Genomic DNA, 24211 nt, shown 5'->3' on the forward strand with positions numbered 1-24211 from the left:
ACCACCGCGAGATTCCTGCAGGCCCGCGGCTCGGCACCGGCCCGGCCTAAGATCGCGGCATGAACGCTTCCACCGTTTCCCTGCCCCGCTTCTGGGCCCAGCTCACCACGCGCGACTTCGCGGCGCTCGATGCGGCGTCCACGGTCGCCGTGCTGCCGCTCGGCGCGACCGAGCAGCACGGCCCCCACCTGCCGCTGGGCGTGGACACCGTGCTGGCCGACGGCATCGTGGCAGCGGCGCTGCCGCTGCTGGCGCCGGCGCTGCCGGTGCTGTTCCTGCCGACGCAGCAGGTCGGCCTGAGCCCCGAGCACGCCCGCTTCGCGGGCACGCTCACGCTCTCGGCCGAAACGCTGATCCGGGTGTGGAACGAAATCGGCGCCGGCGTGGCGCGCGCCGGCGTGAAGAAGCTGGTGCTGTTCAACGCGCACGGCGGCCACGTCGGCGCGATGGACATGGTGGCACGCGAGCTGCGCGCTGCGCATGGCCTCATCGTCTACAGCGTGAGCTGGTTCAACCTGCCGCTCGGCGATGCGGGCGCGCAGTTCAGTGCCGCGGAGCATCGCTTCGGCGTGCATGCCGGCGAGATCGAAACCTCGATGATGCTGGCGCTCGCGCCGCAGTCGGTGCGCATGGACGAGGCGAAGGACTTCGGCTCCACATCGGCCGAGCGCGCCGCGGGCTACGCGATCCTGGGCAACGGCAAGAGCGCCAAGCTCGGTTGGGCGATGGAAGACTACAACGCCGAGGGCGCGGCGGGCAATGCCGCCGCGGCCACGGCGGCCAAGGGGCAGCAGGTGGTCGAAGCGGCCGCGCAGCAGTTGGCCTTGCTGCTCGCGGAGGTGTCGCGGCTGTCGCTGGACACCGCGAACACGGGGCCGCTGCCTTAGCGCGCCTGCAGCACCTCGGCGAACATGTCCGAGTCGACATTGCCGCCGGTCAGGCAGATCCCCACCCTTTTGCCGCGCCAGCGTTCTTGCTGCTGCAGTGCGCCCGCGAGCGCCGCGGCGCCCGCGCCCTCGGCCACGTTGTGCGTATCGCTGAAGAGGATGCGCATCGCCGCGGCGACTTCGTCGTCGGTCACGGTGATCACGTCGTCGGCTTCGCGCAGGATCACGTCGACGGACTCGGGCACGGGCGTGCGGCAGGCCATGCCGTCGGCCAGCCGCGTCGTCACCGGCGACTCGAGCGGCCGGCCCGCGCGGAACGAGTCGCGGTAGGCCGAGGCATGCGCGGACACCACGCCGATGAGCTTGGTCGGCACGCCGCAGTGGGCCCGCGCCGCAGCCGCCCCCGCAAAGCCCGAGCCGAGGCCGATGGGCACGAACAGCACGTCGGGCGGCGCATCGGCCAGCGCGCTGAAGAATTCGACGTACGCGGTCGCGACGCCGCGCACCAGCTCGCGGTGGAACGAGGGCACGCGGTGCAGGCGGTCGCGCTCGGCGAGCAGGGCCGCGTGTTCGGCCGCGGCCTGGAAGTCGTCGCCGTGCTCGACCAGCTGCACGCCGAGCGCGCGCATGGCGGCGTTCTTCTCGCGCGAGTTGCCGTGCGGCACCACGATGGTGGCGGCGATGCCATGGCGCCGCGCGGCGAAGCCGACCGACTGGCCGTGGTTGCCGCGCGTGGCGCTGATCGCATGGCGCACGTCGGGCTGCTCGCGCGCGAGGGTCTCGAAGTAGGTGAGGCCGCCGCGGATCTTGAAGGCGCCGGCCGGCGTGTGGTTCTCGTGCTTGGCCCAGACGGTGCAGCCGAGGCGCTCGGCGAGCAGCGGCCAGGCGTACTGCGGCGTGGGTGGCATGGCGGTGCGCACGGTGCCGAGCGCGGCCTCGATCTCTTCGCGGGTGAACCTCATCGTGCGGACAGTCTTTCTTTCTTTTCGGCTACTTGCGTTCGGTCAGCGCCACGCGCACGGCCATGGCCGCCAGCACGCTGCCCATGATGTAGCGCTGCGCTCGCAGCCAGCCCGCGCTTTGCGACAGCACGGCCGTGATGCCCGCGGCGCCGAGGATCACGAGCGTGTTGACCACCGCGCTGCTCGCGATTTGCGCCGCGCCGAGCTGCAGGCTCTGCAGCAGCACCGAGCCGCGCTCGGGATGGAGGAACTGCGGAAAGAACGAGAGGTAGAACATCGCCACCTTCGGGTTCAGCAGGTTGGTGAGAAAACCCATGCGGAACAGCTTGCCCGGCGGATCGGCCGGCAGCGCGCGCGCCGCGAAGGGCGCATGGCCGCCGGGCCTGACGGCTTGCCATGCGAGCCACAGCAGGTAGGCCGCGCCCGCGAGGCGGATCGCGTCGAATGCGAGCGGCACCGCGAGCAGCAGCGCGGTGAGGCCGAGCGCGGCGGCGAACAGGTGCACGAGGAACGCCATCAGCACGCCGCCGAGCGAGACCAACCCGGCGCGGCGGCCCTGCACGAGCGTGCGCGACACGCAATAGATCATGTTCGGCCCGGGCGTGAGCGCCAGCACCATCGAGGCCAGTGCGAACCAGGCGATTTCGGTCAAGGTCAGCATCTCAGGTTCCTTCCGATCGAAGCGTGACCGCGCCACGCGGGGTGTCGAGCACGGCCACCAGGTCAGGCGCGCCGGGCTGCACGGCGAACCCTTGCATGCCGATGGCCGCGAGCGCCGCGGCAAGATCGGCCGCGCGCGGATGCGTGGCCGCGAGCGAGCGCATCGCCAGGCCTGAAGCGGGCATCGCGTCGGTGGGGTGAACCGGCCCCCACTCGATCAGCGTGGGCAGCGCGCCGTAGAAGAGCCGCTGGCCGTCGTCGCGCACGGTGATCTGCCATTCGAGCCGCCCGGCGGGCGTGTCGCGCGAGGCCGCGAGCAGCGGGCCGCGATCGATCGGCAGGCGCTCGTTGTGGGCCAGCGCCTGCACGGCGAGGCGTGCGTCGGGCACGCTCGCGACGAAGTGCACGAGCCGCGGCCCGTGCTGCACCAGCGCGGCCTGCTGCACCGGATCATCGAGGTCGAACCAGCGCCGCGTGCCGCGCCGCGAGGGCTTCTTGCCGGGCTCGATGGCGATGATCTCGAGGTAGGCCCGCGGGAAAGCGTCGCTCGCGATGTTCAGCAGCCGGTTGTGCGTGCCCATGAGCGGGTGCGAACCGCCCGGCCCGGGCGTGACGCCGAGCGTCGCTTCGCACCAGGCCACGCCCTCGGCCAGCGAGGCGGCGGCGATCACGAGATGGTCGAGGCGGGCTTGCATGGTGTCGATCGCTTCTAGAGCGTGACCTGCCCGTCGATGCAGGTCACGGCGTCGCCGCCGACCCACACCGTGCCGTCGGCGTCGCGCTCGATGTGCACGCGGCCCGCGCGGCCCAGGCACTGCCCCTGCGCGGCGAGGTAGCGCGCGGGCATGAGGCCGTCGGCGATCAGCCATTCGGCCAGGCCCGCGTTGAGGCTGCCGGTCACCGGGTCTTCTTCCACGCCGAGGGGCGCGGCGAAGGCGCGCACCTCGAGATCGATCTTCGCGCCGTCGTCCGCATCAGCCCGCGCCGGTTGCCCCGCATCGCGACGGCCGCCGAAGGCACGTGCCTCGCGGTTGGAGCGGCCGATCAGCATGGCCTCCTCTTGCCCGGCAGGCACGCCCGCCACGCCGACCTTCACGCCCAGCTCCTTGAGCAGGCGGTGGTCGGGCGCGAGGCCGAGCACGGTGTCGGCGTCGTTGAGCAGCAGGCCGAACCAGACCGGCCCGTTGTCGAGCACCTGGGCCGCCACGATCTGCTGTGCCTTCAGGCCGAGCGCCCCCGCCACCTTGGCCAGAAGGCTCGGGCTCGGCGCGCTGCGCGCCAGCGGCGGCGCCGCGAAGGCCAGGCGCTCGCCCTCGTGGCGCAGCGGCACCAGGCCCACCGCGCATTGCTGCACGATGCGCCCCGCCGCGCGCGGCTTGCCACCGGCCTGCAGCCAGGCGTGGCAACTGCCGATGGTGGGATGGCCCGCGAACGGCAGCTCGCCGCCGGGCGTGAAGATGCGCACGCGGTAGTCGGCCGTGGGCTCGGTGGGCGGCAGCAGGAAGGTGGTTTCGGACAGGTTCGTCCACTGCGCGAAGCGCTGCATCGCGGCGTCGTCCAGGCCGCTGCCGTCGAGCACCACCGCAAGGGGGTTGCCGCGCAAGGGCTTTGCCGTGAAGACGTCGACTTGCTTGAAGGGGCGGGATTTCATCGTCGGATCCGAAGGGGGCATGTCATTCGAGGCCCAGGTCGAGCACGCCGCGCGCGCCTGGCCGGGAGAGCAATTCGCCGTACCAGCGTTCGAGGTTCGGCCAGGCCGGCCGCTGGTAGTCGAGCGGCGGCAGGCCGAACCAGCGGTGGGCCTCGCAGCCGATCGGGATGTCGGCCATGGTGAAGCGCTCGCCCGTCATGTAGGGCTGGCGCGCCAGGTGCGCGTCGAGCCGCGCGAACAGCGCCTCGCTCGCGTACACCGAGGCCGCGATCAGCGCCGGGTCGCGCTCTGCCGGCGGCGTACGCACCCATTGCACGAAGGCATCGCGGCTCGCGCGGTTGAGCATGGTCTGCTGCCAGTCCATCCAGCGTTCGGCGTCGAAGCGCGCCGGCAGTTCGCTGGGGTAGAGCGTGCCGTGCGAGTGCTTGGCGCAGAGATAGCGCACGATGACGTTCGATTCCCAGAGCGTCACGCGCTCGGCACCCTCGCCGTCGTCGATGGTGGGCACCGTGGCATTGGGATTGAGTGCGAGGTATTCGGGCGTCTGCACCACGCCGGACAGGCCACCGGCCTCGGTGCGCTGGAAGTCGAGCCCGAGCTCCTGTGCGCACCAGACGACTTTGCGCACGTTGATCGAACTGATGCGGCCCCAGATATTGAGCATGGTGTTCAGCTTCCTTGGACAGGTGTGGCGGACAGGGCGGAGGGCATGGACGGACGGTCGAGCAGCAGCAGGCGAATTGCGAGTCCGACCATCACGAGCGCGAGCAGGATGCGCTGGAATCTTTCAGCCCCCGGACGGCGCTGCAGCCATCGGCCAATCTGCCCGCTGCAGGCGCCGAGCAGCGTGTTGAATGCGAGCGCGGCAGCCGAGAGCATGACGCCGAGCTGCACCAGTTGCAAGGACACGCTGCCGCGCGCCGGGTCGACGAACTGCGGCAGGAACACCATGAAGAACAGCAGCGCCTTCGGATTGACCAGGTTGTTGAAAAAGGCCATGCGCACGATGCGTGCGAAGGCGGAGGTCCGCGCGCGCGTGCCGGCGGGCAATCCGCCGTTGCTGTTGTTGCTGCTGCTGCGCAGCGACTGCAGCGCCAGCCACAACAGGTACAGCACACCCGCATAGCGCAGCAGGTCGAACGAAGGCGGCCATGCCGCCACCAGCGCGGTGACGCCGGTGGCGGCAAAGAGCGTGTGCAGCAGATCGGCCGACGAAATGCCGAGCGCCGCCGCAAATCCGCCGCGCGGCCCGTGCGCCACGCCGTGCGAGAGCACGAAGGCCATGTTCGGCCCGGGCGACAGGAACAGCGCGAGCACGGCCAGGAGGAAGAGCGCGAGCGTGGCGAGGCTGATCATGGCGTGACCTGCAGCAATGCGTCTCTCAGGCCGCTGCGGCTGCGGTTGTCGCAGCCTGCGGCAGGTACGGCTCGATGTTGCGCATGGCCTGCGCCACGTAGTCGTCCTTCTCGCCCACCGGGGCGACATAGTGCAACGCGCTTCTTGCCGCCTCGACGCCTTCGCTGCGCGCGATGAGCCAGGCCGCGAGGTAGGGCGCCGACAGGCATCCGCCCGCGGTTGCCACGTTGCCGCTCGCAAAGAAAGGCTGGTTGAGCACCTCGACGCCAGCTTCCTGCACCCATGGCTTGGTCGTGAGGTCGGTGCAGGCAGGCACCGTGCCCAGCAGCCCCAGCTTGGCGAGCAGCAACGTGCCCGAGCACTGCGCGCCGATCAGCTGCCGCGTGGTGTCGAGCCGGCGCAGCACGCCCATGATGGCGGGATCGGCGGCGATTTCGCGCGTGCGGATGCCGCTGCCGACGAGCACCGCCTCGGCCTCGCAGGCGGCCTCGAGTGTCGAGGTCGCGTGCAGCGTCACGCCGTTCATCGAGGTGACCGTGGCCGAGGGGGAGGCCAGCGTCACACGCCAGCCCGGGCGCTTCACGCGGTTGAGCACGCCAAGCGCGATCAGCGAGTCGAGTTCGTTGAAGCCGTCGAAGGTCAGGATGGCGATGTGCATGGCTCTCAGACCGGTTCGGGCGCCAGCGTGCGTTGGGTGCCGAGCGCGGCGATTTCTTCGCGCAGCACGGCAGCGAGCGCGGCGATCGCGGTGTCGATCTCCTCGACGCTCGCGGTCACGAACGACAGCCGCAGCGTGCGCGGATCGCCCTGGCCCGCATAGAACGGCGCGCCCGGCACGAAGGCCACGTTGCGCTCCACCGCCTTGGGCAGCAGCGCCACGGTGTCGATGCCCTCGGGCATGCGGGCCCAGAGGAACATGCCGCCGAGCGGGGCGTTGAACTTCACATCCAACCCCGCCATCTCGCGCGTGAGCGCGGCCAGCATCGCATCGCGCTGGCGCTTGTAGAGTGCGCGGATGGTCGGCACGTGGCGATCGAGAAAACCATCCTTCATCACTTCGCAGACCATGCGCTGCGTGAAGATCGGCGTGTGCAGGTCGACCGCCTGCTTGGCCTGCAGCAGCTTCGGGTAGATGGCCTTCGGTGCCACCAAAAAGCCGAGCCGCAGCCCGGGCGCGAGCACCTTCGAGAACGAGCCGAGGTAGATGCAGCCTTCGGGATTGCGCGCGGTCAGCGGCAGCGGCGGCGCCTCGTCGAACCAGAGTTCGCCATAAGGGTTGTCTTCGACGATCGGCAAGCCCGCCGCGGCAGCCGCGGCCGACACGGCCGCACGCCGCGCCTCGGTCATGGTGCGACCCGTCGGGTTCTGGAAGTTGGGCAGCAGGTAGACGAAGCGCGCCGCATCGTCGGCACCCGGGCGCGCTTTGGCGATCAGGTCGTCGACCACTACGCCGTCGTCGTCGCTCGCCACGCTCACCGGCGTCGGCTCCATCGGGCCGAAGGCCTGCAGCGCACCGAGGTAGGTGGGCGTTTCCACCAGCACGCGGCTGCCCGGGTCGATGAGCGCCTTGGCCACCAGGTCGAGGCCCTGCTGCGAACCGGTGGTGATGAGCACCTGCGCGGGATCGACGTTCCACGGCAGCATGTCGGCCACCGCCTGGCGCAGCGGCGCATAGCCTTCGCTCGCGGCATATTGCAGCGCCGCCTGGCCGTCGTTGTGCAGCACCTCGGCGCAGGCATCGGCAAAGGCCTGGATCGGGAAGGTCTTGGGCGAAGGCAGGCCGCCGGCCAGGCTGATGATGCCGGGGCGCTCGGTGACCTTGAGGATTTCACGCAGCACCGAGGGGTTCATCTTGGCGGCGCGGGCGGCGAGTTTCCAGTCCATGGGGTTCTTCTTTCAGGCAGAGGGTATGCGGTGCGGATTCAGGGTGTGGCGGTGCGCGCCGGGCTGGCGATGGCGGGCTGCGGCTGCGACAGCCGCTTGCCGAGCACGACGGTGCAGACCACGGCGGCGGCGAAGCCGAGGGTGACCACGTCGAGCGGTTCGCCCAAGAGCGGGATGGCCGCGAGGATCGAGAGGAAGGGCTGCAGCAGCTGGGTCTGGCTCACGCGCAGCGCGCCGCCGAGCGCGAGCCCGCGGTACCAGGCGAAGAAGCCGATCCACATCGAGAACACGCCGACGTAGACGAAGCCGGCCCAGGACGACGCGGCGATCGGGGTCTGCGGCCACAGCACCAGCGTGGCCGGCAGCGTGACCGGCAGCGCCATCACGCAGACCCAGCAGATCACGCGCTCGGCGCCGAGCGAGGGCGTCACCTGGGCGCCGTAGATGTAGCCGACCGATGCCGCGATGACGGCGCCCACCAGCAGCAGGTCGGCCCATTCGAAGCCGAAGCCGTGGCCCTGCTGGGCTGCACGCAGCAGCGAGAACAGCACCACCAGGACGCTGCCAGCGATGGCGCAGAGCCAGAAGCCCAGCCGTGCGCGCTGGTGCAGCACCCAGGCCGCGACGGCCGCGGTCACGAGCGGCAGCAGCGCCGTGACCACCGCCGCGTGGCTGGCCGTGACCACGCGCAGCGCATAGCCCAGCAGCAGCGGATAGCCGATCACGTTGCCGAGCACGGCCATGCCGAGCGGCTTCCACTGGTGCGGCGCCGGCCGCGGCGAGCGCGTGGCAAGCAGGAACACCGTCGAGAGCAGGCCCGCGAGCGCGGCCCGCCCGAGCGTGACGAACCAGGGCGACAGCTGCGGCGCCTCCTGCGTGCCGGTGGCGAGCCGCGTCATCGGCAGCGTGACCGCGAACAGCGCCACGCCGATCACGCCGAGCCACATGCCGAGCGTCTCGTCCTTGATGGCGAGCCGCTTCATACGCCGAGCATCCACCCGGCGGTGAGCACCAGCACCAGCGCCATCGCGCGGTTGAACCACAGCAGGCGCCGGCCTTTGGCCAGCCAGCCGCGCAGCAGCGCACCGGCGAGCGCATAGACGAAGTTGCTGGCGAAGGCGTAGACCACCATCACCGGCGCCACGATCGCGAAGCGGCCGAGCGGATCGGGCTGGCCCGCGATCCAGCCGGCCACGAGCGTGAGCGCGAGCAACCAGGCCTTGATGTTGACGAACTGCAGCATCACGCCCTGGCCGAAGCCGATCGACAGGCTCTGGCCGTCGGCCTTGCCGAGGGTGGCGCTGCCGCTGAGCTTGTAGGCGAGCCACAGCAGGTAGCCGATGCCGAGCGCCTTGATGGCGAGCCGCAGTGACGGCACCGCGACCACCAGCGCGCCGATGCCGGCTGCCGACAGCACCAGCAGCAGCGTCCAGCCGACCGGCACCGCGATCACGAAGCGCATGGCGCGCGGCAGGCCGCCGTTGGCTGCGAGCGCGGTGGAGAGCGTGGTGTTGGGCCCCGGCGAAAAACTCATCGCGGTGGCCAGCACCAGCAATGCGGTGAATTCTTGCCAGTTCATTTCTTACACTCTAAACTTTGGGACCATTACAGTTCCAATACAGTTATGCACACATGCGCTGACACTGTATTGGCCTTCCCATCGACACAGGCGCCGCGCAGATGTTGACACGAACCCCCACCCAGTCGCTGACAGGGCAATTGGCCGACCGGCTGGCGGAGCGCATCCGCACGCGGCTGCTGCCGCCCGGTGCGCGCCTGCCTTCGGTGCGCGAATGCGCGCGCCAGCAGGGCGTGAGCCCCTACACCGTGGTCGCTGCCTACGACCAGCTGCTGGCGCAGGGCCTGATCGAGGCGCGCCGCCAGCGCGGCTTCTATGTGCGCGATGCGGCGCCCGCCCAGGACGCCCGCTCGGCCAGCGTGGCGCCGAGGGTCATGCAGATGATGGGATCGCGCGTGCCGGCCGACGCGAGTTCGCTGATCCGCAGCATGTTCCACCGGCCGAGCGACAAGCCGCAGCCCGGCATGGGCGTGTTTCCGCCCGACTGGATGGCCTCGACCTTCATGCCGACGGCAGTGCGCCGCATGACCAACACCGCGGCGCTGCAGGAACTCTCGCTGCAATACGGCGAACCTTCGGGCGATGCCGCGCTGCGACGCAGCCTGTCGAACCGGCTCGTCGGCATCAACGTGCCCGCGGCGCCCGACCAGATCGTGACGACGGTGGGCGCCACGCATGCGCTCGACATCGTGAGCCGCACGCTGCTGCGCGCGGGCGATCCGGTGATGGTCGAGGAGCCCGGATGGGCGCTCGAGTTTGCGCGGCTCGAGGCGATGGGCATGCGCATTCTTCCGGTACCGCGCCGCGCCGACGGGCCCGACCTCGAGGTGATGGCCCAGTACTGCGCGCTGCACAGCCCCAAGCTCTTCGTGAGCGTGAGCGTGCTGCACAACCCGACCGGCTACAGCCTCACGCCGGGCAGCGCGCACCGGATTCTGAAGCTCGCCAACGAGCACGACTTCCACATCGTCGAGGACGACACCTACAGCCACCTAGCGCCCGAGCATGCGACGCGGCTCTGCGCGCTAGACGGGTTGCAGCGCACCATCTACGTCAGCGGCTTCGCGAAGATCCTCGCGCCCAACTGGCGCATCGGCTATCTCGCGGCCTCGGCCGAGCTGAAGGATCGGCTGCTCGAGACCAAGCTGCTGGCCACGCTGACCACGCCCACGCTGTTCGAGCGGGCCTTGTCGTGGTGCATCGACCAGGGCCAGCTGCGTCGGCATTCGGAGCGCGTGCGCATCCGTCTCGACGGCGCGCGGGGGCGCGCGGTGAAGCTTGCGATGGCGCACGGCTGCCGCTTCGCGTCGGAGCCCGCGGGGCTGTTCGGCTGGGTCGACACGGGCGTCGACACCGACGCGCTCACGCAGCGCATGCTCGACCAAGGCTACCTGCTGGCGCCGGGTTCGCTGTTCCATGCGCGGCGTCCCCCGAGCACGCTGATGCGCATCAATTTCGCGACCTCGCAGGATGCGGCCTTCTGGAAGGTGTTCAGCAAGGTGCGCGCGGAGCTTTGACCCGTGCGCAACGCTTGTCCGCGCGGGCGAAAAGGCCGTGCGTTGGAGTAAGCTGGCACCACAGGACAACCCCTTCGGAGACCGCCTCATGAGCAACGCCAGCCAGCCCTTCGATTTCAGCCAGTTCGTCCCCGGGTTCGACTTTCTGAAGAACCTCGCCGGGGGCGGCGCAAACCCGGCGGCCGCCCCCGGGCTGCCGAGCCTGGCGAGCTGGGTGGCGCCCACGCTGAGCGTGGAAGAACTCGACAAGCGCATCCAGGAACTCAAGACGGTGCAGTACTGGCTCGAGCAGAACGGCCATGCGCTGAAGGCCACGGTCCAGGCGCTGGAGGTGCAGAAGATGACGCTCTCGACTCTGCGCGGCATGAACGTGCGCATGGAGGACATCGCGAGCGCCTTCTCGAAACAGGCGGCCGCGGAACCCGCTGCCGCCGTGCCCCGGTCGGTAGCGGCAGAGCCTGCGGCGGGGGCCGATGAAGCGCCGGCGCCCGGCGTGGTCGATCCGATGCAGTGGTGGGGCTCGCTGACCGAGCAGTTCCAGCAGATCGCGAACTCGGCGCTGCAGGACGCGGCCCAGCTCAAGGTGCCCGCCATGGCGCAACCGATGGCCGATGCGGTCGGCAAGGCCATGCGCGGCAGCCCGTCCGCAACAACGCAGAAACCCGCCGCCAGGACGGCCACTGCGAAGAAAACCCCACCCAAAAAGACGCCCACCGCCACGCGCAAGCGAACCACCGGCGGGCGTTGATCTCTTACATGCTCTCCTTCGAGAAAAAGAACGGAAGGCACGCACCATGAAACTGTTTCCTTCCGGCCACGCCACCCATCCGCAATGGCGCATGGCCGCCGGCCTCGTGCTGGCGCAGCTGCGCGCGCAGATGGCGCTGCCCGAATACGCCCCGTCGCCGACGCTCGGCCTGCTCTACATCACCGATCACTACGCCTCGGACGCGCAGGAGATCCTCGATCACCTGAGCGCCGAGCTGCCCGAAGTGACCGACTGGTCGGGCACGGTCGGCGTCGGCGTGGCGGCCAACAACGCCGAGTACTTCGACGAGCCCGGCCTGAGCCTCATGCTGTGCGCGCTGCCGAGCGACCAGTACCGCGTGTTCTCGGGCGTCGCGCCGCTCGGCAGCTCGGAAATGAGCGGTTTCGAGGCCCATACCGCGCTCGTGCATGCAGACCCCGCGACACCCGACCTGCCCGAACTGATCGGTGAAATGGCGGGCCGCACCGACACCGGCTACCTGTTCGGCGGGCTGTCGTCGGGCCGGGCCGGCGCGCTGCAGTTCGCGGTCGGCGGCAACGGCAACATCCGCGGCCATGGCGCCGCGGGCGGCGTGTTCTCGGGCGGGATGTCGGGCGTGGTGTTCGGCGAGGGCGTGCGGCTGGTGTCGCGCGTCACGCAGGGCTGCCAGCCGCTGCGCGCGGGGGCCGGGCGCGAGCGCGTGATCACCGAGGCCGACGGCAACCTGCTGCTCAAACTCGACGGCGAGCCGGCGCTCGACGTGCTGCTGGCGGAGCTGCAGGTGTCGCTCGAACGGCCGCAGGAGGCCATCGACGCGGTGCGCAACACGCTGGTGGGCCTGGCCGATGCGGGCAGCGACGGCATCCGCCGTACCGGCGACCTGGGCGCCGACGTGCTGGTACGTCACATCATCGGGCTCGATCCGACGCGCCGCGGCGTGGCGATCGCCGACGTGGCCGAAGCCGGCATGCGGCTGAGCTTCTGCCGCCGCAACGCGCAGGCCGCGCGTGCGGACCTGATGCGCATCTGCGCCGAGATCCGCGAAGAGCTCGAGCCCGAGGAGCAGACGCTGGCCACCGCGCGCGCCGTGGCGGCCGGGGAGGCCGAGGCCGCGCCGCATCCGGCACGCCGCATCGCCGGCGCGGTATACGTGAGCTGCTCGGGGCGCGGCGGTCCGCATTTCGGCGCACCCGGCGCCGAACTGCAGATCGTGCGGCATGCGCTCGGCGACGTGCCGCTGGTCGGTTTCTTCGCGGCCGGCGAGATCGCGCGGCACCGGCTGTATGGGTACACCGGCGTGCTGACGGTGTTTGCGGCCGCCGACTGAACGCCGAAGTCCGTGTTCAGTCGGCCCTGGCTCAGCCCACGGCCGCCGCCATGACCCCGTGCGCCGGCCGCGGCATTCCCGTGAATGCGAAATCGACTTCGGGCGCGAGCCCGGTCACGATGCGCGCGATCGATTTGCCCGATCCGCAGGCATGCGTCCAGCCCAGCGTGCCGTGGCCGGTGTTGAGGTACAGGTTCGGCAGCTTCGTCTTGCCGATCATCGGTACGTTGCTCGGCGTCGCGGGGCGCAGGCCGGTCCAGAACTGCGCTTGTGTGGTGTCGCCCGCGCCGGGGAACAGTTCTTCGACGCGGCGCACGATGGCCTCGCAGCGCACGCGGTTCAGGTCGCGGTCGTAGCCGTTGAGTTCGGCCGTGCCCGCAATGCGCAGGCGGTCGCCCCCCTCGGCGCCCGGCGAGGTGTAGCGCGAGAACACGAGCTTGAATTCGTCGTCGGTGAGCGAGACCTGGTGCGCCTTCGAGGCGTCCTTGACCGGCAGCGTCACCGAGTAGCCCTTGGCCGGATAGATCGGCAAGCGGATGCCGAGCGGCGCCGCGACGAGCGGGCTCAGCGAGCCCATCGCGAGCACGAACGCATCGCCGCCGATGCGCTGGAAGCGGCCTTCGGGGTCGGTCGCCTCGACATGGTCGAGCCGGCCGCCGGCCTCGCGCAGCGCGGTCACCGTGTGGCTCATGAGGAACTTCACCCCGGCCGCTGCGGCGAGCCTGGCGAGTTCGCGCGCAAAGAGGTTCGCATCGCCCGACTCGTCTTCTGCGGTGTAGGTGGCGCCGGCCAGCTTCGGCCGGATGTGCGCGAGCGCGGGCTCGATGGCCACGGCCTCGTCGGCCGAGATCACCTGCCGCTCGCAGCCCAGCGCGCGCATCTGCTCGGCCGGCGCGAGGGCGGCATCGAACTCCTTCTGGGTCGTGTAGAAGTGCAGGATGCCTTGCGTGCGCTGGTCGTACGCCAGACTGGTGTCGCGGCGCAGCTGCTGCAGCACCTCGCGGCTGTAGGTGCCCAGCCGCACGATCTGCTCGATGTTGTGCCGGGTGCGCGCCGGTGTGCATTCGCGCAGAAACTGCAGGCCCCAGAGCCACTGGCGCATGTCGGCGCGCACGCGGAACAGCAGCGGTGCGTCTTCCTTGCCGAGCCACTGCAGCACCTTGAGCGGGGCGCCCGGATTGGCCCACGGTTCGGCATGGCTGACGGAGATCTGCCCGCCATTGGCGAAGCTGGTTTCTGCGGCCGGCGTGGCTTGCCGGTCGATCACGGTCACATCGTGGCCGAGCTGTTGAAGGTAATAGGCCGAGGTCACGCCGAGCAGGCCGGCGCCAAGAACGATCACGCGCATTTCAGGTACTTCTTTCGAGGTGCGCTTGGATGGCGGCGGGGTCGCTGTGCTTTGCATAGCGAGCAACCGGACGATCGCCGTCCAAGTTGCCGCTCCCCCTGTCCTCGGTACCTGAGAGATTCACCCGCTGCGCCCGCAGCGGGTTTGCTCCTTCGGCGCGTCACGCGGGGTGACGTCTCTCCAGACGGCGTGTCAGTTGGTGCAGTACAGGCCTCTTCGGCCGACCTGAGCGTTTATGGGAGTTTGCGCCTTCGGTGGGACAACGCATGTTGTCCGCTCTCCTGCAGTGGCGCGATTGTATGCGGGCGACATGATCGCCCTGGCCCGATGGGATAATCGCCTGTTCAATCGCCGGGTGGCGATCGTTCCATTTCAGCAGGGGACTCCATGATCCTGGTAACCGGCGGCGCCGGCTTCATCGGCGCCAATTTCGTACTCGACTGGCTCGCGCAGAGCGATGAACCGGTCGTCAACCTCGACAAGCTGACCTACGCGGGCAACCTCGAGACGCTCGCCTCCCTCAAGGGCGATGCCCGGCACATCTTCGTGCAGGGCGACATCGGCGACAGCGCGCTCCTCGATCGCCTGCTGGCCGAACACAAGGTCCGCGCGGTGGTCAACTTCGCCGCCGAATCGCATGTGGACCGCTCGATCCACGGCCCCGAGGACTTCGTGCAGACCAACGTGCTCGGCACCTTCCGGCTGCTCGAGTCGGTGCGCGGCCATTGGAACGCGCTGCCGGCCGACCAGAAGGCCGCGTTCCGCTTCCTGCACGTGTCGACCGACGAGGTCTATGGCTCGCTCTCGAAGACCGATCCCGCCTTCGCCGAAGACAACAAGTACGAGCCCAACAGCCCGTATTCGGCCAGCAAGGCCGCGAGCGACCACCTTGTGCGCGCCTGGCACCATACCTACGGCCTGCCGGTGGTCACCACCAACTGCTCGAACAACTACGGGCCGTTCCACTTTCCCGAGAAGCTGATCCCGCTGATGATCGTCAATGCACTCGCCGGCAAGCCGCTGCCGGTGTATGGCGACGGCATGCAGGTACGCGACTGGCTCTACGTGAAGGACCACTGCAGCGCCATCCGCCGCGTGCTCGAAGCCGGCCGACTCGGCGAGACCTACAACGTAGGCGGCTGGAACGAGAAGCCCAACATCGAGATCGTCAACACGGTGTGTGCGCTGCTCGACGAGCTGCGCCCGCGCGCCGACGGCAAGCCCTACAAGGAGCAGATCAGCTACGTCACCGACCGTCCCGGCCATGACCGGCGCTACGCCATCGACGCGCGCAAGCTCGAGCGCGAGCTCGGCTGGAAGCCGGCCGAGACCTTCGACACCGGCATCCGCAAGACCGTCGAGTGGTACCTGGCCAACGGCGAATGGGTGCGCAACGTGCAAAGCGGCGCCTACCGCGAATGGGTCGAGAAGCAGTACGACACGAAGGACGCCGCATGAAGCTGCTGCTGCTGGGCAAGGGCGGACAGGTCGGCTGGGAGCTGCAGCGCAGCCTCGCGCCGCTGGGCGAACTCGTCGCGCTCGACTTCGACAGCACAGAGCTTCACGCCGACTTCAGCCGACCCGAACAACTCGCCGAGACGGTGCGCAAGGTGCGACCCGATGTCATCGTGAATGCGGCGGCGCACACGGCCGTCGACAAGGCCGAAAGCGAGCCCGAGTTCGCGCGCAAGCTCAACGCCACCTCGCCGGGCGTGGTGGCTGAGGCGGCGCAACAGGTCGGGGCGCTGATGGTGCATTACTCGACCGACTACGTCTTCGACGGCAGCGGCAGCACGCCCTGGAAGGAAGACGATGCGACCGGCCCCTTGAGCGTGTATGGCAGCACCAAGCTCGAGGGCGAGCAGCTGGTGGCCACACACTGCGCGAGGCACCTGATCTTCCGCACCAGTTGGGTGTATGCGGCGCGCGGCGGCAACTTCGCCAAGACCATGCTGCGCCTGGCCAAGGAGCGCGACAAGCTGACCGTCATCGATGACCAGTTCGGCGCGCCGACCGGCGCAGAGCTGCTGGCCGACCTGACCGCGCATGCGATCCGCGCGACCTTGCAGGACCCCGCCAAGGCGGGCCTCTATCACGCGGTGGCTGGTGGCGTCACCACCTGGCATGGCTATGCGCGTTTCGTCATCGAGCAAGCGAAGACGGCCGGCGTCGAGCTGAAGGCGGGGCCCGATGCGGTCGACCCCGTGCCTACGAGCGCCTTCCCCACGCCCGCCAGGCGTCCGCACAACTCGCGCCTCGACACCACGAAGCTGCAATCGACCTTCGGCCTGCGGCTGCCGCCATGGCAGGACGGCGTGGCACGCATGCTGCGCGAGACGCTCTGAAGACAACAAAAAGGGAAAGAAGACCCAACAATGACCACGACGACAAAACGCAAGGGCATCATCCTGGCCGGCGGCTCCGGCACCCGCCTGCATCCCGCCACGCTCGCGATGAGCAAGCAGCTGCTGCCGGTGTACGACAAGCCGATGATCTACTACCCGCTGAGCACGCTGATGCTCGGCGGCATGCGTGACATCCTGATCATCAGCACGCCGCAGGACACGCCTCGTTTCCAGCAGTTGCTGGGCGACGGCAGCCAATGGGGCCTGAACCTGCAATACGCGGTGCAGCCCAGCCCCGATGGTCTGGCGCAGGCGTTCATCATCGGCGAGAAGTTCGTGGCCAACGAGGCGAGCGCGCTGGTGCTGGGCGACAACATCTTCTACGGGCATGACCTCGCGCATCTGCTCTCGGGTGCCGATGCCAAGGACCAAGGCGCGACCGTCTTCGCCTATCACGTGCAGGATCCGGAGCGCTACGGCGTGGTGGCCTTCGACGCCGAGGGCAAGGCCAGCAGCATCGAAGAGAAGCCGGCCAAGCCCAAGAGCAGCTACGCCGTGACGGGCCTGTACTTCTACGACAACCAGGTGGTCGACATCGCCAAGGCCGTGAAGCCGAGCGCGCGCGGCGAGCTGGAGATCACGGCGGTCAACCAGGCCTACCTCGACATTGGCCAGCTCAACGTGCAGATCATGCAGCGCGGCTATGCCTGGCTCGATACCGGCACGCACGAGAGCTTGCTGGAGGCGGGGCAGTTCATCGCGACGCTCGAGCATCGGCAGGGGTTGAAGATCGCGTGCCCCGAAGAGATCGCCTGGCGCAACGGGTTCATCGACCGCGAGCAGCTCGCGCGACTCGCAGCGCCGCTGCAGAAGAATGGCTACGGCAAATACCTGAACCACCTGTTGGCCGAGGAGGTGCGCTCGTGAAGGCAACGCCCACCGCGATTCCGGAGGTGCTGGTCATCGAGCCGAAGGTGTTCGGCGATGCGCGCGGCTTCTTCTACGAGAGCTTCAACGGCAAGGCGTTCGACGAGGCCGTCGGGCGGCACGTCGAGTTCGTCCAGGACAACCATTCGCGCTCGGCCAAGGGGGTGCTGCGCGGGTTGCACTACCAGATCCAGCAGCCGCAGGGAAAGCTGGTGCGTGTGGTTCGGGGCGCGGTGTTCGACGTGGCGGTGGACATCCGCAAGTCGTCGCCGACCTTCGGCAAGTGGGTGGGTGTGGAACTCAGCGAAGACAATCACAGGCAGTTGTGGGTGCCTGAGGGGTTCGCACACGGGTTCCTGGTGCTGAGCGAGACGGCGGAGTTTTTGTACAAGACCACGGATTACTACGCACCGGCGCATGAGCGTGCGATCGTCTGGAACGATCCGGACCTGGCAATCGAGTGGCCCGACGTCGGCCTTGCCCCACAACTTTCGGCCAAGGATCAGGCCGCATCGAGGTTCGAGCGGGCCGAAGTCTTCAGCTGACGACAGCGTTTGCCGCGCTGGCCTTTGCCGCCAGGAGCATTCGCGCGAGCGTTTCTTCGAGTTCCGGCTCTTCCAGAGAAGCCCCGTGTCGGGCCAGCAAAGCTTGCAGTTTGGAAGGGTCGCCGCAAAGGCGGTGGACTTCGTTGGCTCTGACGAACGCTGGATTGACCTCGAGACGGGGATTGTGCGAAGTCATCCGGGCAAAGGTCTCGACCACCTGCCGCAGAGAATGTGGGCGACCGGAGCAGATGTTGTAGGCCTCCCCCGGCTCACCGTAAGCGATCAGCAGCAAGTAGGCGTCGCAGACCATCTGTACGTCGTTGAACTCGCGCTCCACATCGAGATTGCCCAGTGCGATCGACGGCGAGCGTGCGGCAAAGTGCAGTGCCAGCTTCGGGATCAGGAAGTGGTCGTCTTGTCCGGGGCCGGTGTAGTTGAAGGGGCGCGTGATCACCAGATTCAGGCGATCACGATACGTCCTCGCCATGCACTCCATGGCCAGCTTGCTCGTGCCATAGTGGTTCACCGGCGCCGGCAACTGCTCTTCGCGAATGGGCGACTGCGCCGTGTTGCCGTAGATGTTGGCACTGCTGGCCAGAAGAACCCGGGTCGGAGGTGCCGGCAACTGCACCAGCGCATTCAACAAGTTGGTGGTGCCGACGACATTGACCGCGTAGAAGGCGGCATCGTTGGCGTGCCCGACGAAGCTGATGGCGGCCATATGCACGACGGCTTCGGGCGCAATCTGCAGCACTTCCTCAAGCACGGAGTCACTCTGCGTCAGGTCGGATTCCAGAGGGCAGATCGTGTGGCCCGCTGCAACGGCCCGTTCGGCAAAAAGGCGGCCGGTGAATCCGTGGGCGCCGGTCAGCAGGATTCTCAAAACGAGAAGCCCTGGGTGTTGCGGCGGATGTCGGCCTCGACCATCATCTGGCAGAGTTGCTCGAGCGTGGTGGCCGGCTCCCATCCGAGTTTGGCCTTCGCCTTGGCGGGGTTGCCGATCAGCAGTTCCACTTCGGCCGGGCGATAGAACTTGGGATTGATGCGCATCACGGTCTTGCCCGTGGAGAGATCAACGGCCGTCTCGGCTTCCCCGCTACCCTTGAATTCCACCGTGATACCTGCGCCCTTGAACGCCATCTGCACGAAGTCCCGAACCGTCTCGGTGCGATTGGTGGCGAGCACGTAGGTGTCGGGTTCGTCGATCTGCAGCATGCGCCACATGCCTTCGACGTATTCCTTGGCAAAACCCCAATCGCGCTTGGCGTCGAGGTTGCCCAGTTCGAGCACGTCGAGTTTGCCGAGCTTGATCTTCGCTACGCTGTCGGTGATCTTGCGCGTCACGAACTCTCGTCCGCGCAGCGGGCTTTCGTGGTTGAACAGAATGCCGCTGCAGCCGAAGATGTCGTAGCTCTCGCGGTAGTTGATCGTCATCCAGTGTGCGTACAGCTTGGCAACGCCGTAGGGGCTGCGTGGATAGAAAGGCGTTTCCTCGACCTGCGGAATGGCCTGGACCTTGCCGAACATTTCGGAGGTCGATGCCTGGTAGAAGCGAATTTTTGGGTTGACCAAGCGAATGGCCTCCAGCAGATGCAATGCGCCCACGCCAGTGATTTGCGCCGTGGCAACCGGCTGATTGAAGCTGACGCCGACGAAGCTCTGCGCCGCGAGGTTGTAGATCTCGTCGGGCTCGGTGTCGCGAACCAGGCTCAAGGAGCTCCCGAGATCGGTCAGGTCGTATTCGACGAGATGGAGGTCTGGATGCGCCTGGATGCCTAGCTCTTCGATCCGCCAGAAGTTCACCGAGCTCGTGCGTCGGTAGGTGCCGTGAACGATGTACCCCTTAGAGAGCAACAGTTCGGCCAGGTAAGCGCCGTCCTGGCCGGTAATACCTGTGACAACGGCGCATTTCTTTTTCATGGGATCTTTCACTTAGGCGTGGGCTGGAAATTCGATGTGATTGCAGTTCAAGGCCGGCGCTCCAGGGCAACCTCTTGGGCCAATATTCTCCACCAAGTGCATCTGCCGCTGGCGGTCGTTCAGTGCTCGCTTCAAAGGGATCGGGGACGCGCTCCGGCATCGATCAACGACTGCAGGAACCCTCTTGCTGCGTGTTCGCCGGGAGGATCTTCCGAAGCGCCCTGCGCGTCCAGCTCCAGCCGATGAATCCCCGCCTCGTGGACGACGGGGTGGAGAGCCAGGTCGGCAGCGGCGGTGGTGGCTTGGAAGAATCGGACGCACACACCCGAGTGACGCAATTTGCGGATGGCTTCCGTGTGCCCGCCTTCCGAATTCGACGGCGTGAGCATCACAGCAAGAACATCCCCCGGGCGAAAGTCGATTGGCTCGTCGACGAGTACATCGGCTGGCAGCCCCCGCAGCCCGAGCGCATAACGCCTGGCATATCGGTACCCCCGGGAGCTTTGGGGGCCGTTCTCCAAGCGCACAGGCTCGACCCTGTAGCCGTCGATCTCGACTTCCAGCGACGCCTCGATCCAGCGCTCCAGCGGTTGCGCTGTTCGCGCGCCGTCGTCTTGTCGAACCCATGCCGAAACGTCGATGAGCAGTTGCCGCCGCGATGTTGCAAGTGGGAGGCTTTCCGCGATCGCGCACGCCAGTTCGATCGCTTCGCCGGGGCCGCGCCCGGCTGGATCCAACGGATTTTCCGCGCCGATGGCGCGCACCAGCCCTGTGCGGCTGGAGCGATGGCGCTGGCCGAAGCGCTCGATCAGGTCGGCATAGAGCGCCGCGCAGGCCTCCGGCGCGTGCAGCGTTTCGACCATGTGTCGCCCCTTGGCCCCCAGGGCAATCCGTGCCGGAGCGTCGTTCCATAGGGTTTCAATGGCTTCGATCAACTGCGCGTCATCGAACTCGTCGTCGATCATGTCGACGGCATCGCGCGGCAGGAAGGCCATCGAGCCATGGGCGTTGACGATGGTCGGGATGCCGCGGCTCATCGTGTCCAGCACCGCCGCCGAGGTCTCTCCACGTGATTTTGTGCGAAGCTGCACTGCCAGATCGGCCGCGGCGAGATAGCGGCGATAGGTCTCGGAGGAGGCCCTTCCCGTGATCTCCACGCCACCTGGGTCACGCTCGATCTGCCGCAGCAGTTCGGCACCGTATGCGTCGGAAGCGTTCTCTCCCACGAAGCGTAGCTTGCATCGTGAATCCGTGGCGAGTCTGGACGCCCGCCACGCCTGGAGCAGCCGGTGGACCAGTTTCGTCGGCCCCAGCAGCCCGAAGCTGCACACCAGAAAATCGTCGGGGCCCAAACCCAGTTCGTCGCGTGCCCGCTGCCGTTCGTCCGCGTCCGAGGGGGGCGACGGCGCGCGCAGCAGAGGAACCATCTCCAGGTCGTCGGCGATCGACCCGTACCACTTTCGCGCAAGGTCGATGGCGTGCGGCGAGTGAACAATGACGCCTTGTGCCTGCCGCAGAACGTCGAGGCTGCAGGGATACCTGTTGATGGTGTCGGGGATGTCCTGGGTGCGGAAGTGCTGGATCACCGCGGGATAGCCGTGGGAGCCATAGAGGGAACGGGGCCAGGCATGTCGATGCCCGGTTCCGAATTCTCTGAATGCCTGAACGCCGCCAAGGTAAAGGTCGTGCAAGACGACCACGCCAGGTATCTCTTCGAGAAGCGGCAGCATGTGCACATGGAACTCCGAGTTGCCGAAGTGATACAGCACACTGTCGAAAAGCTCGGCGTGCGAGCGAAACCACTCGAGCGAGCGCAGAGGGAAGGAGGCGGTCAGGTAGGTGTCGGTCGTGGCGTCCGAGCCGGTCACCAGATCGATGTCGTAGTGCTGCGCGAGTGCCGGAAGCAGTTCTGCGCTGTAGTCGGCAATGCCGCTGGGCTGCGGAGGCAGCGGGGAGAGAAAGGCCAGCCGCGGTCGTGATCGCCGCGGTGCGGACAGTCGTTGCGGTTCGTGGCCAGCCGACCGGCAGAGCGACTCGAGGCCGTCGAGCGCGCGCCGCGCCGTCTCGTCCCAGGTGAACTTCGCTGCCTGGACCTGCCCGTGCGCTTTGAGCGCCGAGCGGAAATCTTCGTCGGCCAGGCCCTGCGTCATCTTTGTCGCCATGGCCTGATCGCTCCTGGCTTCGAACAATGCATCGTTCCGGCCGACGACCTCCGGAAGGCTCGACGTATTGGCTGCGATCACCACGGCGCCGCACTGCATGGCCTCCAGCGCCGGCAGGCCGAATCCCTCGTGCCACGATGGAAAGACGAACAAACGGCACAGGTTGTAGAGATCGACGAGGTCCTGCTCCGGCACGAAACCGGTGACGGCCAGCTTGCCGTCTGGCAATCCGGATTGCTCGGCCAGGGCCTGCAGCGCTCGGCGGTCCTCGGGACGTGCGGAACAGACGATCGCCAATTGGTGGCCCGCCACGAGTTCGGGCGGAAGAAGGGCGAAGGCCCTCACCAGGCCTTCGAGGTTCTTTCGCACGTCGATTCCGCCCGTGTACATCACGAACGGCTGGTACAGGCCGTAGCGGCTGCGCAGTTCCTGCTCCCGCTCGGGGGGCGGCGTTGCCGGCTTGAAATGATCGTAGGCGGCCGTAGAGATGTTGATGCAGCGGTCCGCGGGCAACCCGAGGTGGTCGATTCCTTCCCGACGCGACGACTCGGAGATGGCGAGCCACATGTCGGCGCGGCGCAGCGAATCGATCTTTCGCATGTACCAGGCACGGATGAGGTCGTCTGCCAGGTAGGACCGGGCATTGATTAGCGGAATCAGGTCGTAGAGCGTGACCGCAGTCGGCTGGCGGACGAAGTTCCCGATGCTCGTGATGGCCGCATCCCCGGGCCCCTCGAACAGACTCGACACATGCACGACATCCGGCTGAAGCGAGGCGAGAAATGCCTCGTTGAGCTTTTCCCTCGCCCTGAGGCTGCCGGGGCTTGCCTGGGCCGAATGGCCCGGAGGATGCCAGACGCGAAAGTTCTGCGGTTCCACGACCCCATCGAAGACAGAGCGAATTTCATCGATGGCGTCGGGGAAGCGCCCGTTCAGCGCCAGGACGATCTCGTGACTGCGTGCGCGTCGGGCCATCGCCAGTGCCAGTGACGACGAATAGCGCCCGATGCCGCGCGTCCTGTTTCCGGAAGACTGGGCACCCTGAAGATCGATGACGATGCGCATCAAAGGACTTTCCCGCACTCTTGCTGGCGCGACAGTTGGCGAAAGAGAACGCTCGCGTCCGGAGAAAGCGGCGCTGTGCCGGCAAGCGATTCGTGCTCTCCATTCATTGCGGGGGGCGCCACGGGAGCGGCGCCAACGATCGCCCTCAACCGCCGATCAATCGGCGGAACCAGCGCGAACCCTCGAGTGGCTGCGCGCCTGAAAGAGGGAAAGCGCGCCGACACGTTCGCTGCGGCGCGCACGAATGTCTTGATGCGCCGCTTGATGCCACTGGAAAGCCGCCCCTCGTGGATGGCCGATCTGCCGCGCCGGACGAGCCCGCCAGCAACACGCGCGGGGGCCGTGATACGCCATGACGTGCTGTTCAGGACGGCTTCGTTGGACTGTCGAGCAAGCGCCAGCTGCGCTTCCGCAAGCGCGGCCCGGGCGCCTTCCTGCGCGAGACGCGCTTCCACCCGGGCGATCTGGTGCTCCCGGGCGACAGCCAGAGTGCGCGATTGTTCCTCCGCAGCGACGGCGCGGCGAAGCTGGGCCTCCAGATCCGCGATTCGCGTGCGCAACACGGCAAGTTCCTCTTTGAGCGTCTCCTCTGTCTGGCGATGCCGCTCGACAAGGCCCCTGCACCAGACGTTCGATGCGGTGCCGCTGAGCTCCGCCGCATCGAAAACGTTGGGGGGCAAGCGCAGCTTCTCGGCGAGATCCCTGTGCTCGGCGGCGGTATAGAAACGGTTCAGGCCGTCGAAGTAGGCGAACTCGTAGCCGGCATCGACCAGCACGCGGTCCGCCTGGGCGTAGCTGAGTTCCTGCGACAGCGGTACGGTGGCCTCAATCACAATGACCCACGGGCGAAGGACCTTGCTGTCCCAACCCAGAAGCACTTGCTCTTCCAGTCCTTCGACATCGATCTTCAGCCAGTGCACCTGCTGCCCGTTCAAAGAGGCGAGCGCCACCGACATCGGGAGCATCGGAACCTTGACCACCTCGGTCGCAAAGCCGTGCTCGGACGAATGCGTGCTGGCATACGCCTTCACGCCCGTGCTCAGCCCGGTTCCGGCGATCACGTTGAGATCAAGTAGGCCCGGCCGGTCGGAGAGCGCCAACTGAAGCACTGTTTCATCGGGTCGGTCTTCCCGCAGCAAGGCCGCATAGGCGGGGACGGGTTCGATGTGAACACCGCGCCAGCCGTGTTCGTAGAAGGCCTTGCTGACCGAATCCACAACCGGATGCTGAGCGCCCACGTCGACATACGTGCCGTTGGGAATGTGCCCGAGCGCGCGCCAAAGAATGACATCCTCGAAATTCTGGGCGTAGGAAGTGATGGTCATGCG

General features: G+C 67.7%; 23 protein-coding genes and 2 riboswitches. Of the genes, 8 read left to right on the top strand and 15 right to left on the bottom strand.

The features are described from left to right. The first annotated feature begins 59 nt into the window (after window positions 1-59). Entirely contained in the window at window positions 60-887 is an 828-nt protein-coding gene (locus AC3A6G_RS22500; protein ID WP_487874597.1) for a creatininase family protein, read from the top strand. Here the strand turns inward: AC3A6G_RS22500 and AC3A6G_RS22505 are convergent. The 10 genes from AC3A6G_RS22505 to AC3A6G_RS22550 are packed head-to-tail and all read right to left on the bottom strand — an operon-like array spanning window position 884 to window position 8979. Next, the gene (locus AC3A6G_RS22505; RefSeq protein WP_487874598.1) at window positions 884-1849 is read right to left on the bottom strand and encodes a threonine dehydratase; all 966 of its coding nucleotides are present in this window, start codon (window positions 1847-1849) and stop codon (window positions 884-886) included. The genes AC3A6G_RS22500 and AC3A6G_RS22505 overlap by 4 nt on opposite strands. 28 nt (window positions 1850-1877) lie before the next feature. Continuing rightward, window positions 1878-2510 carry a LysE family translocator gene (locus AC3A6G_RS22510; RefSeq protein WP_487874599.1) on the bottom strand — a complete coding sequence of 211 codons (633 nt, stop codon included), beginning with the start codon at window positions 2508-2510 and terminating at the stop codon, window positions 1878-1880. 1 nt (window position 2511) lies between these two features. Next, window positions 2512-3204 carry a VOC family protein gene (locus AC3A6G_RS22515; protein WP_487874600.1) on the bottom strand — a complete coding sequence of 231 codons (693 nt, stop codon included), beginning with the start codon at window positions 3202-3204 and terminating at the stop codon, window positions 2512-2514. 14 nt (window positions 3205-3218) lie between these two features. Beyond that, complete coding sequence (locus tag AC3A6G_RS22520; protein ID WP_487861835.1) at window positions 3219-4160, bottom strand: PhzF family phenazine biosynthesis protein; 942 nt, start codon at window positions 4158-4160, stop codon at window positions 3219-3221. Window positions 4161-4182: 22 nt separating this feature from the next. Beyond that, on the bottom strand, window positions 4183-4824 hold the full coding sequence (locus AC3A6G_RS22525) for a glutathione S-transferase family protein (protein ID WP_487861834.1): 642 nt from the start codon (window positions 4822-4824) through the stop codon (window positions 4183-4185). Between the two features lie 5 nt (window positions 4825-4829). Further along, the gene (locus tag AC3A6G_RS22530; RefSeq protein WP_487874601.1) at window positions 4830-5516 is read right to left on the bottom strand and encodes a LysE family translocator; all 687 of its coding nucleotides are present in this window, start codon (window positions 5514-5516) and stop codon (window positions 4830-4832) included. A 25-nt stretch (window positions 5517-5541) separates the two neighbouring features. After that, complete coding sequence (locus AC3A6G_RS22535) at window positions 5542-6174, bottom strand: DJ-1/PfpI family protein (RefSeq protein WP_487861832.1); 633 nt, start codon at window positions 6172-6174, stop codon at window positions 5542-5544. A gap of 5 nt (window positions 6175-6179) precedes the next feature. Then, window positions 6180-7400, bottom strand: coding sequence for an aminotransferase-like domain-containing protein (locus AC3A6G_RS22540; RefSeq protein WP_487874602.1), 1221 nt, complete (start codon window positions 7398-7400; stop codon window positions 6180-6182). Window positions 7401-7438: 38 nt separating this feature from the next. After that, on the bottom strand, window positions 7439-8383 hold the full coding sequence (locus tag AC3A6G_RS22545) for a DMT family transporter (protein WP_487861830.1): 945 nt from the start codon (window positions 8381-8383) through the stop codon (window positions 7439-7441). Continuing rightward, window positions 8380-8979, bottom strand: coding sequence for a LysE family translocator (locus AC3A6G_RS22550; RefSeq protein ID WP_487865341.1), 600 nt, complete (start codon window positions 8977-8979; stop codon window positions 8380-8382). Before AC3A6G_RS22550 ends, AC3A6G_RS22545 begins: the two co-directional genes overlap by 4 nt. Window positions 8980-9080: 101 nt before the next feature. Here AC3A6G_RS22550 and AC3A6G_RS22555 point away from each other — a divergent pair, with 101 nt between their 5' ends. The 3 genes from AC3A6G_RS22555 (at window position 9081) to AC3A6G_RS22565 (ending at window position 12571) form a co-directional block, all read left to right on the top strand. After that, complete coding sequence (locus AC3A6G_RS22555) at window positions 9081-10496, top strand: aminotransferase-like domain-containing protein (protein WP_487861828.1); 1416 nt, start codon at window positions 9081-9083, stop codon at window positions 10494-10496. Between the two features lie 88 nt (window positions 10497-10584). Beyond that, window positions 10585-11244 carry a PhaM family polyhydroxyalkanoate granule multifunctional regulatory protein gene (locus AC3A6G_RS22560; RefSeq protein WP_487874603.1) on the top strand — a complete coding sequence of 220 codons (660 nt, stop codon included), beginning with the start codon at window positions 10585-10587 and terminating at the stop codon, window positions 11242-11244. A gap of 46 nt (window positions 11245-11290) precedes the next feature. Continuing rightward, window positions 11291-12571: an FIST signal transduction protein gene (locus tag AC3A6G_RS22565; protein ID WP_487865344.1), complete on the top strand. Its 1281-nt coding sequence runs from the start codon at window positions 11291-11293 to the stop codon at window positions 12569-12571. A gap of 31 nt (window positions 12572-12602) precedes the next feature. On the opposite strand, the gene AC3A6G_RS22570 is transcribed toward AC3A6G_RS22565, so the two are convergent. Beyond that, on the bottom strand, window positions 12603-13919 hold the full coding sequence (locus AC3A6G_RS22570; protein WP_487874604.1) for a D-amino acid dehydrogenase: 1317 nt from the start codon (window positions 13917-13919) through the stop codon (window positions 12603-12605). A gap of 88 nt (window positions 13920-14007) precedes the next feature. Further along, a riboswitch (glycine riboswitch) is annotated at window positions 14008-14113 on the bottom strand. Window positions 14114-14116: 3 nt separating this feature from the next. After that, a riboswitch (glycine riboswitch) is annotated at window positions 14117-14213 on the bottom strand. Between the two features lie 93 nt (window positions 14214-14306). On the opposite strand from AC3A6G_RS22570, the gene rfbB reads away from it, so the two are divergent. The 4 genes from rfbB to rfbC are packed head-to-tail and all read left to right on the top strand — an operon-like array spanning window position 14307 to window position 17736. Further along, on the top strand, window positions 14307-15377 hold the full coding sequence (rfbB, locus tag AC3A6G_RS22575) for a dTDP-glucose 4,6-dehydratase (protein ID WP_487874605.1): 1071 nt from the start codon (window positions 14307-14309) through the stop codon (window positions 15375-15377). Beyond that, a complete protein-coding gene (gene rfbD, locus AC3A6G_RS22580; RefSeq protein WP_487874606.1) occupies window positions 15374-16264 on the top strand; it encodes a dTDP-4-dehydrorhamnose reductase in 891 nt (296 codons plus the stop codon). The genes rfbB and rfbD overlap by 4 nt, the downstream gene beginning before the upstream one ends. 30 nt (window positions 16265-16294) lie before the next feature. Beyond that, window positions 16295-17191, top strand: a complete 897-nt coding sequence (gene rfbA, locus AC3A6G_RS22585) for a glucose-1-phosphate thymidylyltransferase RfbA (RefSeq protein ID WP_487874607.1) — start codon at window positions 16295-16297, stop codon at window positions 17189-17191. Beyond that, window positions 17188-17736: a dTDP-4-dehydrorhamnose 3,5-epimerase gene (gene rfbC / locus AC3A6G_RS22590; RefSeq protein ID WP_487861821.1), complete on the top strand. Its 549-nt coding sequence runs from the start codon at window positions 17188-17190 to the stop codon at window positions 17734-17736. The genes rfbA and rfbC overlap by 4 nt, the downstream gene beginning before the upstream one ends. Here the strand turns inward: rfbC and AC3A6G_RS22595 are convergent. From AC3A6G_RS22595 to AC3A6G_RS22610, 4 genes are all read right to left on the bottom strand, one after another. Continuing rightward, the gene (locus AC3A6G_RS22595; RefSeq protein ID WP_487874608.1) at window positions 17729-18619 is read right to left on the bottom strand and encodes a GDP-mannose 4,6-dehydratase; all 891 of its coding nucleotides are present in this window, start codon (window positions 18617-18619) and stop codon (window positions 17729-17731) included. The two genes, rfbC and AC3A6G_RS22595, sit on opposite strands and share 8 nt — an antisense overlap. Beyond that, window positions 18616-19656 (bottom strand): GDP-mannose 4,6-dehydratase, encoded by a 1041-nt coding sequence (gene gmd / locus AC3A6G_RS22600; protein WP_487874609.1) that lies wholly within the window; start codon window positions 19654-19656, stop codon window positions 18616-18618. The genes AC3A6G_RS22595 and gmd overlap by 4 nt, the downstream gene beginning before the upstream one ends. 131 nt (window positions 19657-19787) lie before the next feature. After that, the gene (locus AC3A6G_RS22605) at window positions 19788-22883 is read right to left on the bottom strand and encodes a glycosyltransferase (protein WP_487874610.1); all 3096 of its coding nucleotides are present in this window, start codon (window positions 22881-22883) and stop codon (window positions 19788-19790) included. After that, entirely contained in the window at window positions 22883-24208 is a 1326-nt protein-coding gene (locus tag AC3A6G_RS22610) for an FkbM family methyltransferase (RefSeq protein WP_487874611.1), read from the bottom strand. The genes AC3A6G_RS22605 and AC3A6G_RS22610 overlap by 1 nt, the downstream gene beginning before the upstream one ends. Window positions 24209-24211 lie beyond the last annotated feature (3 nt).

It is taken from the genome of Variovorax sp. Soil_C_26 (genome assembly GCF_057657075.1).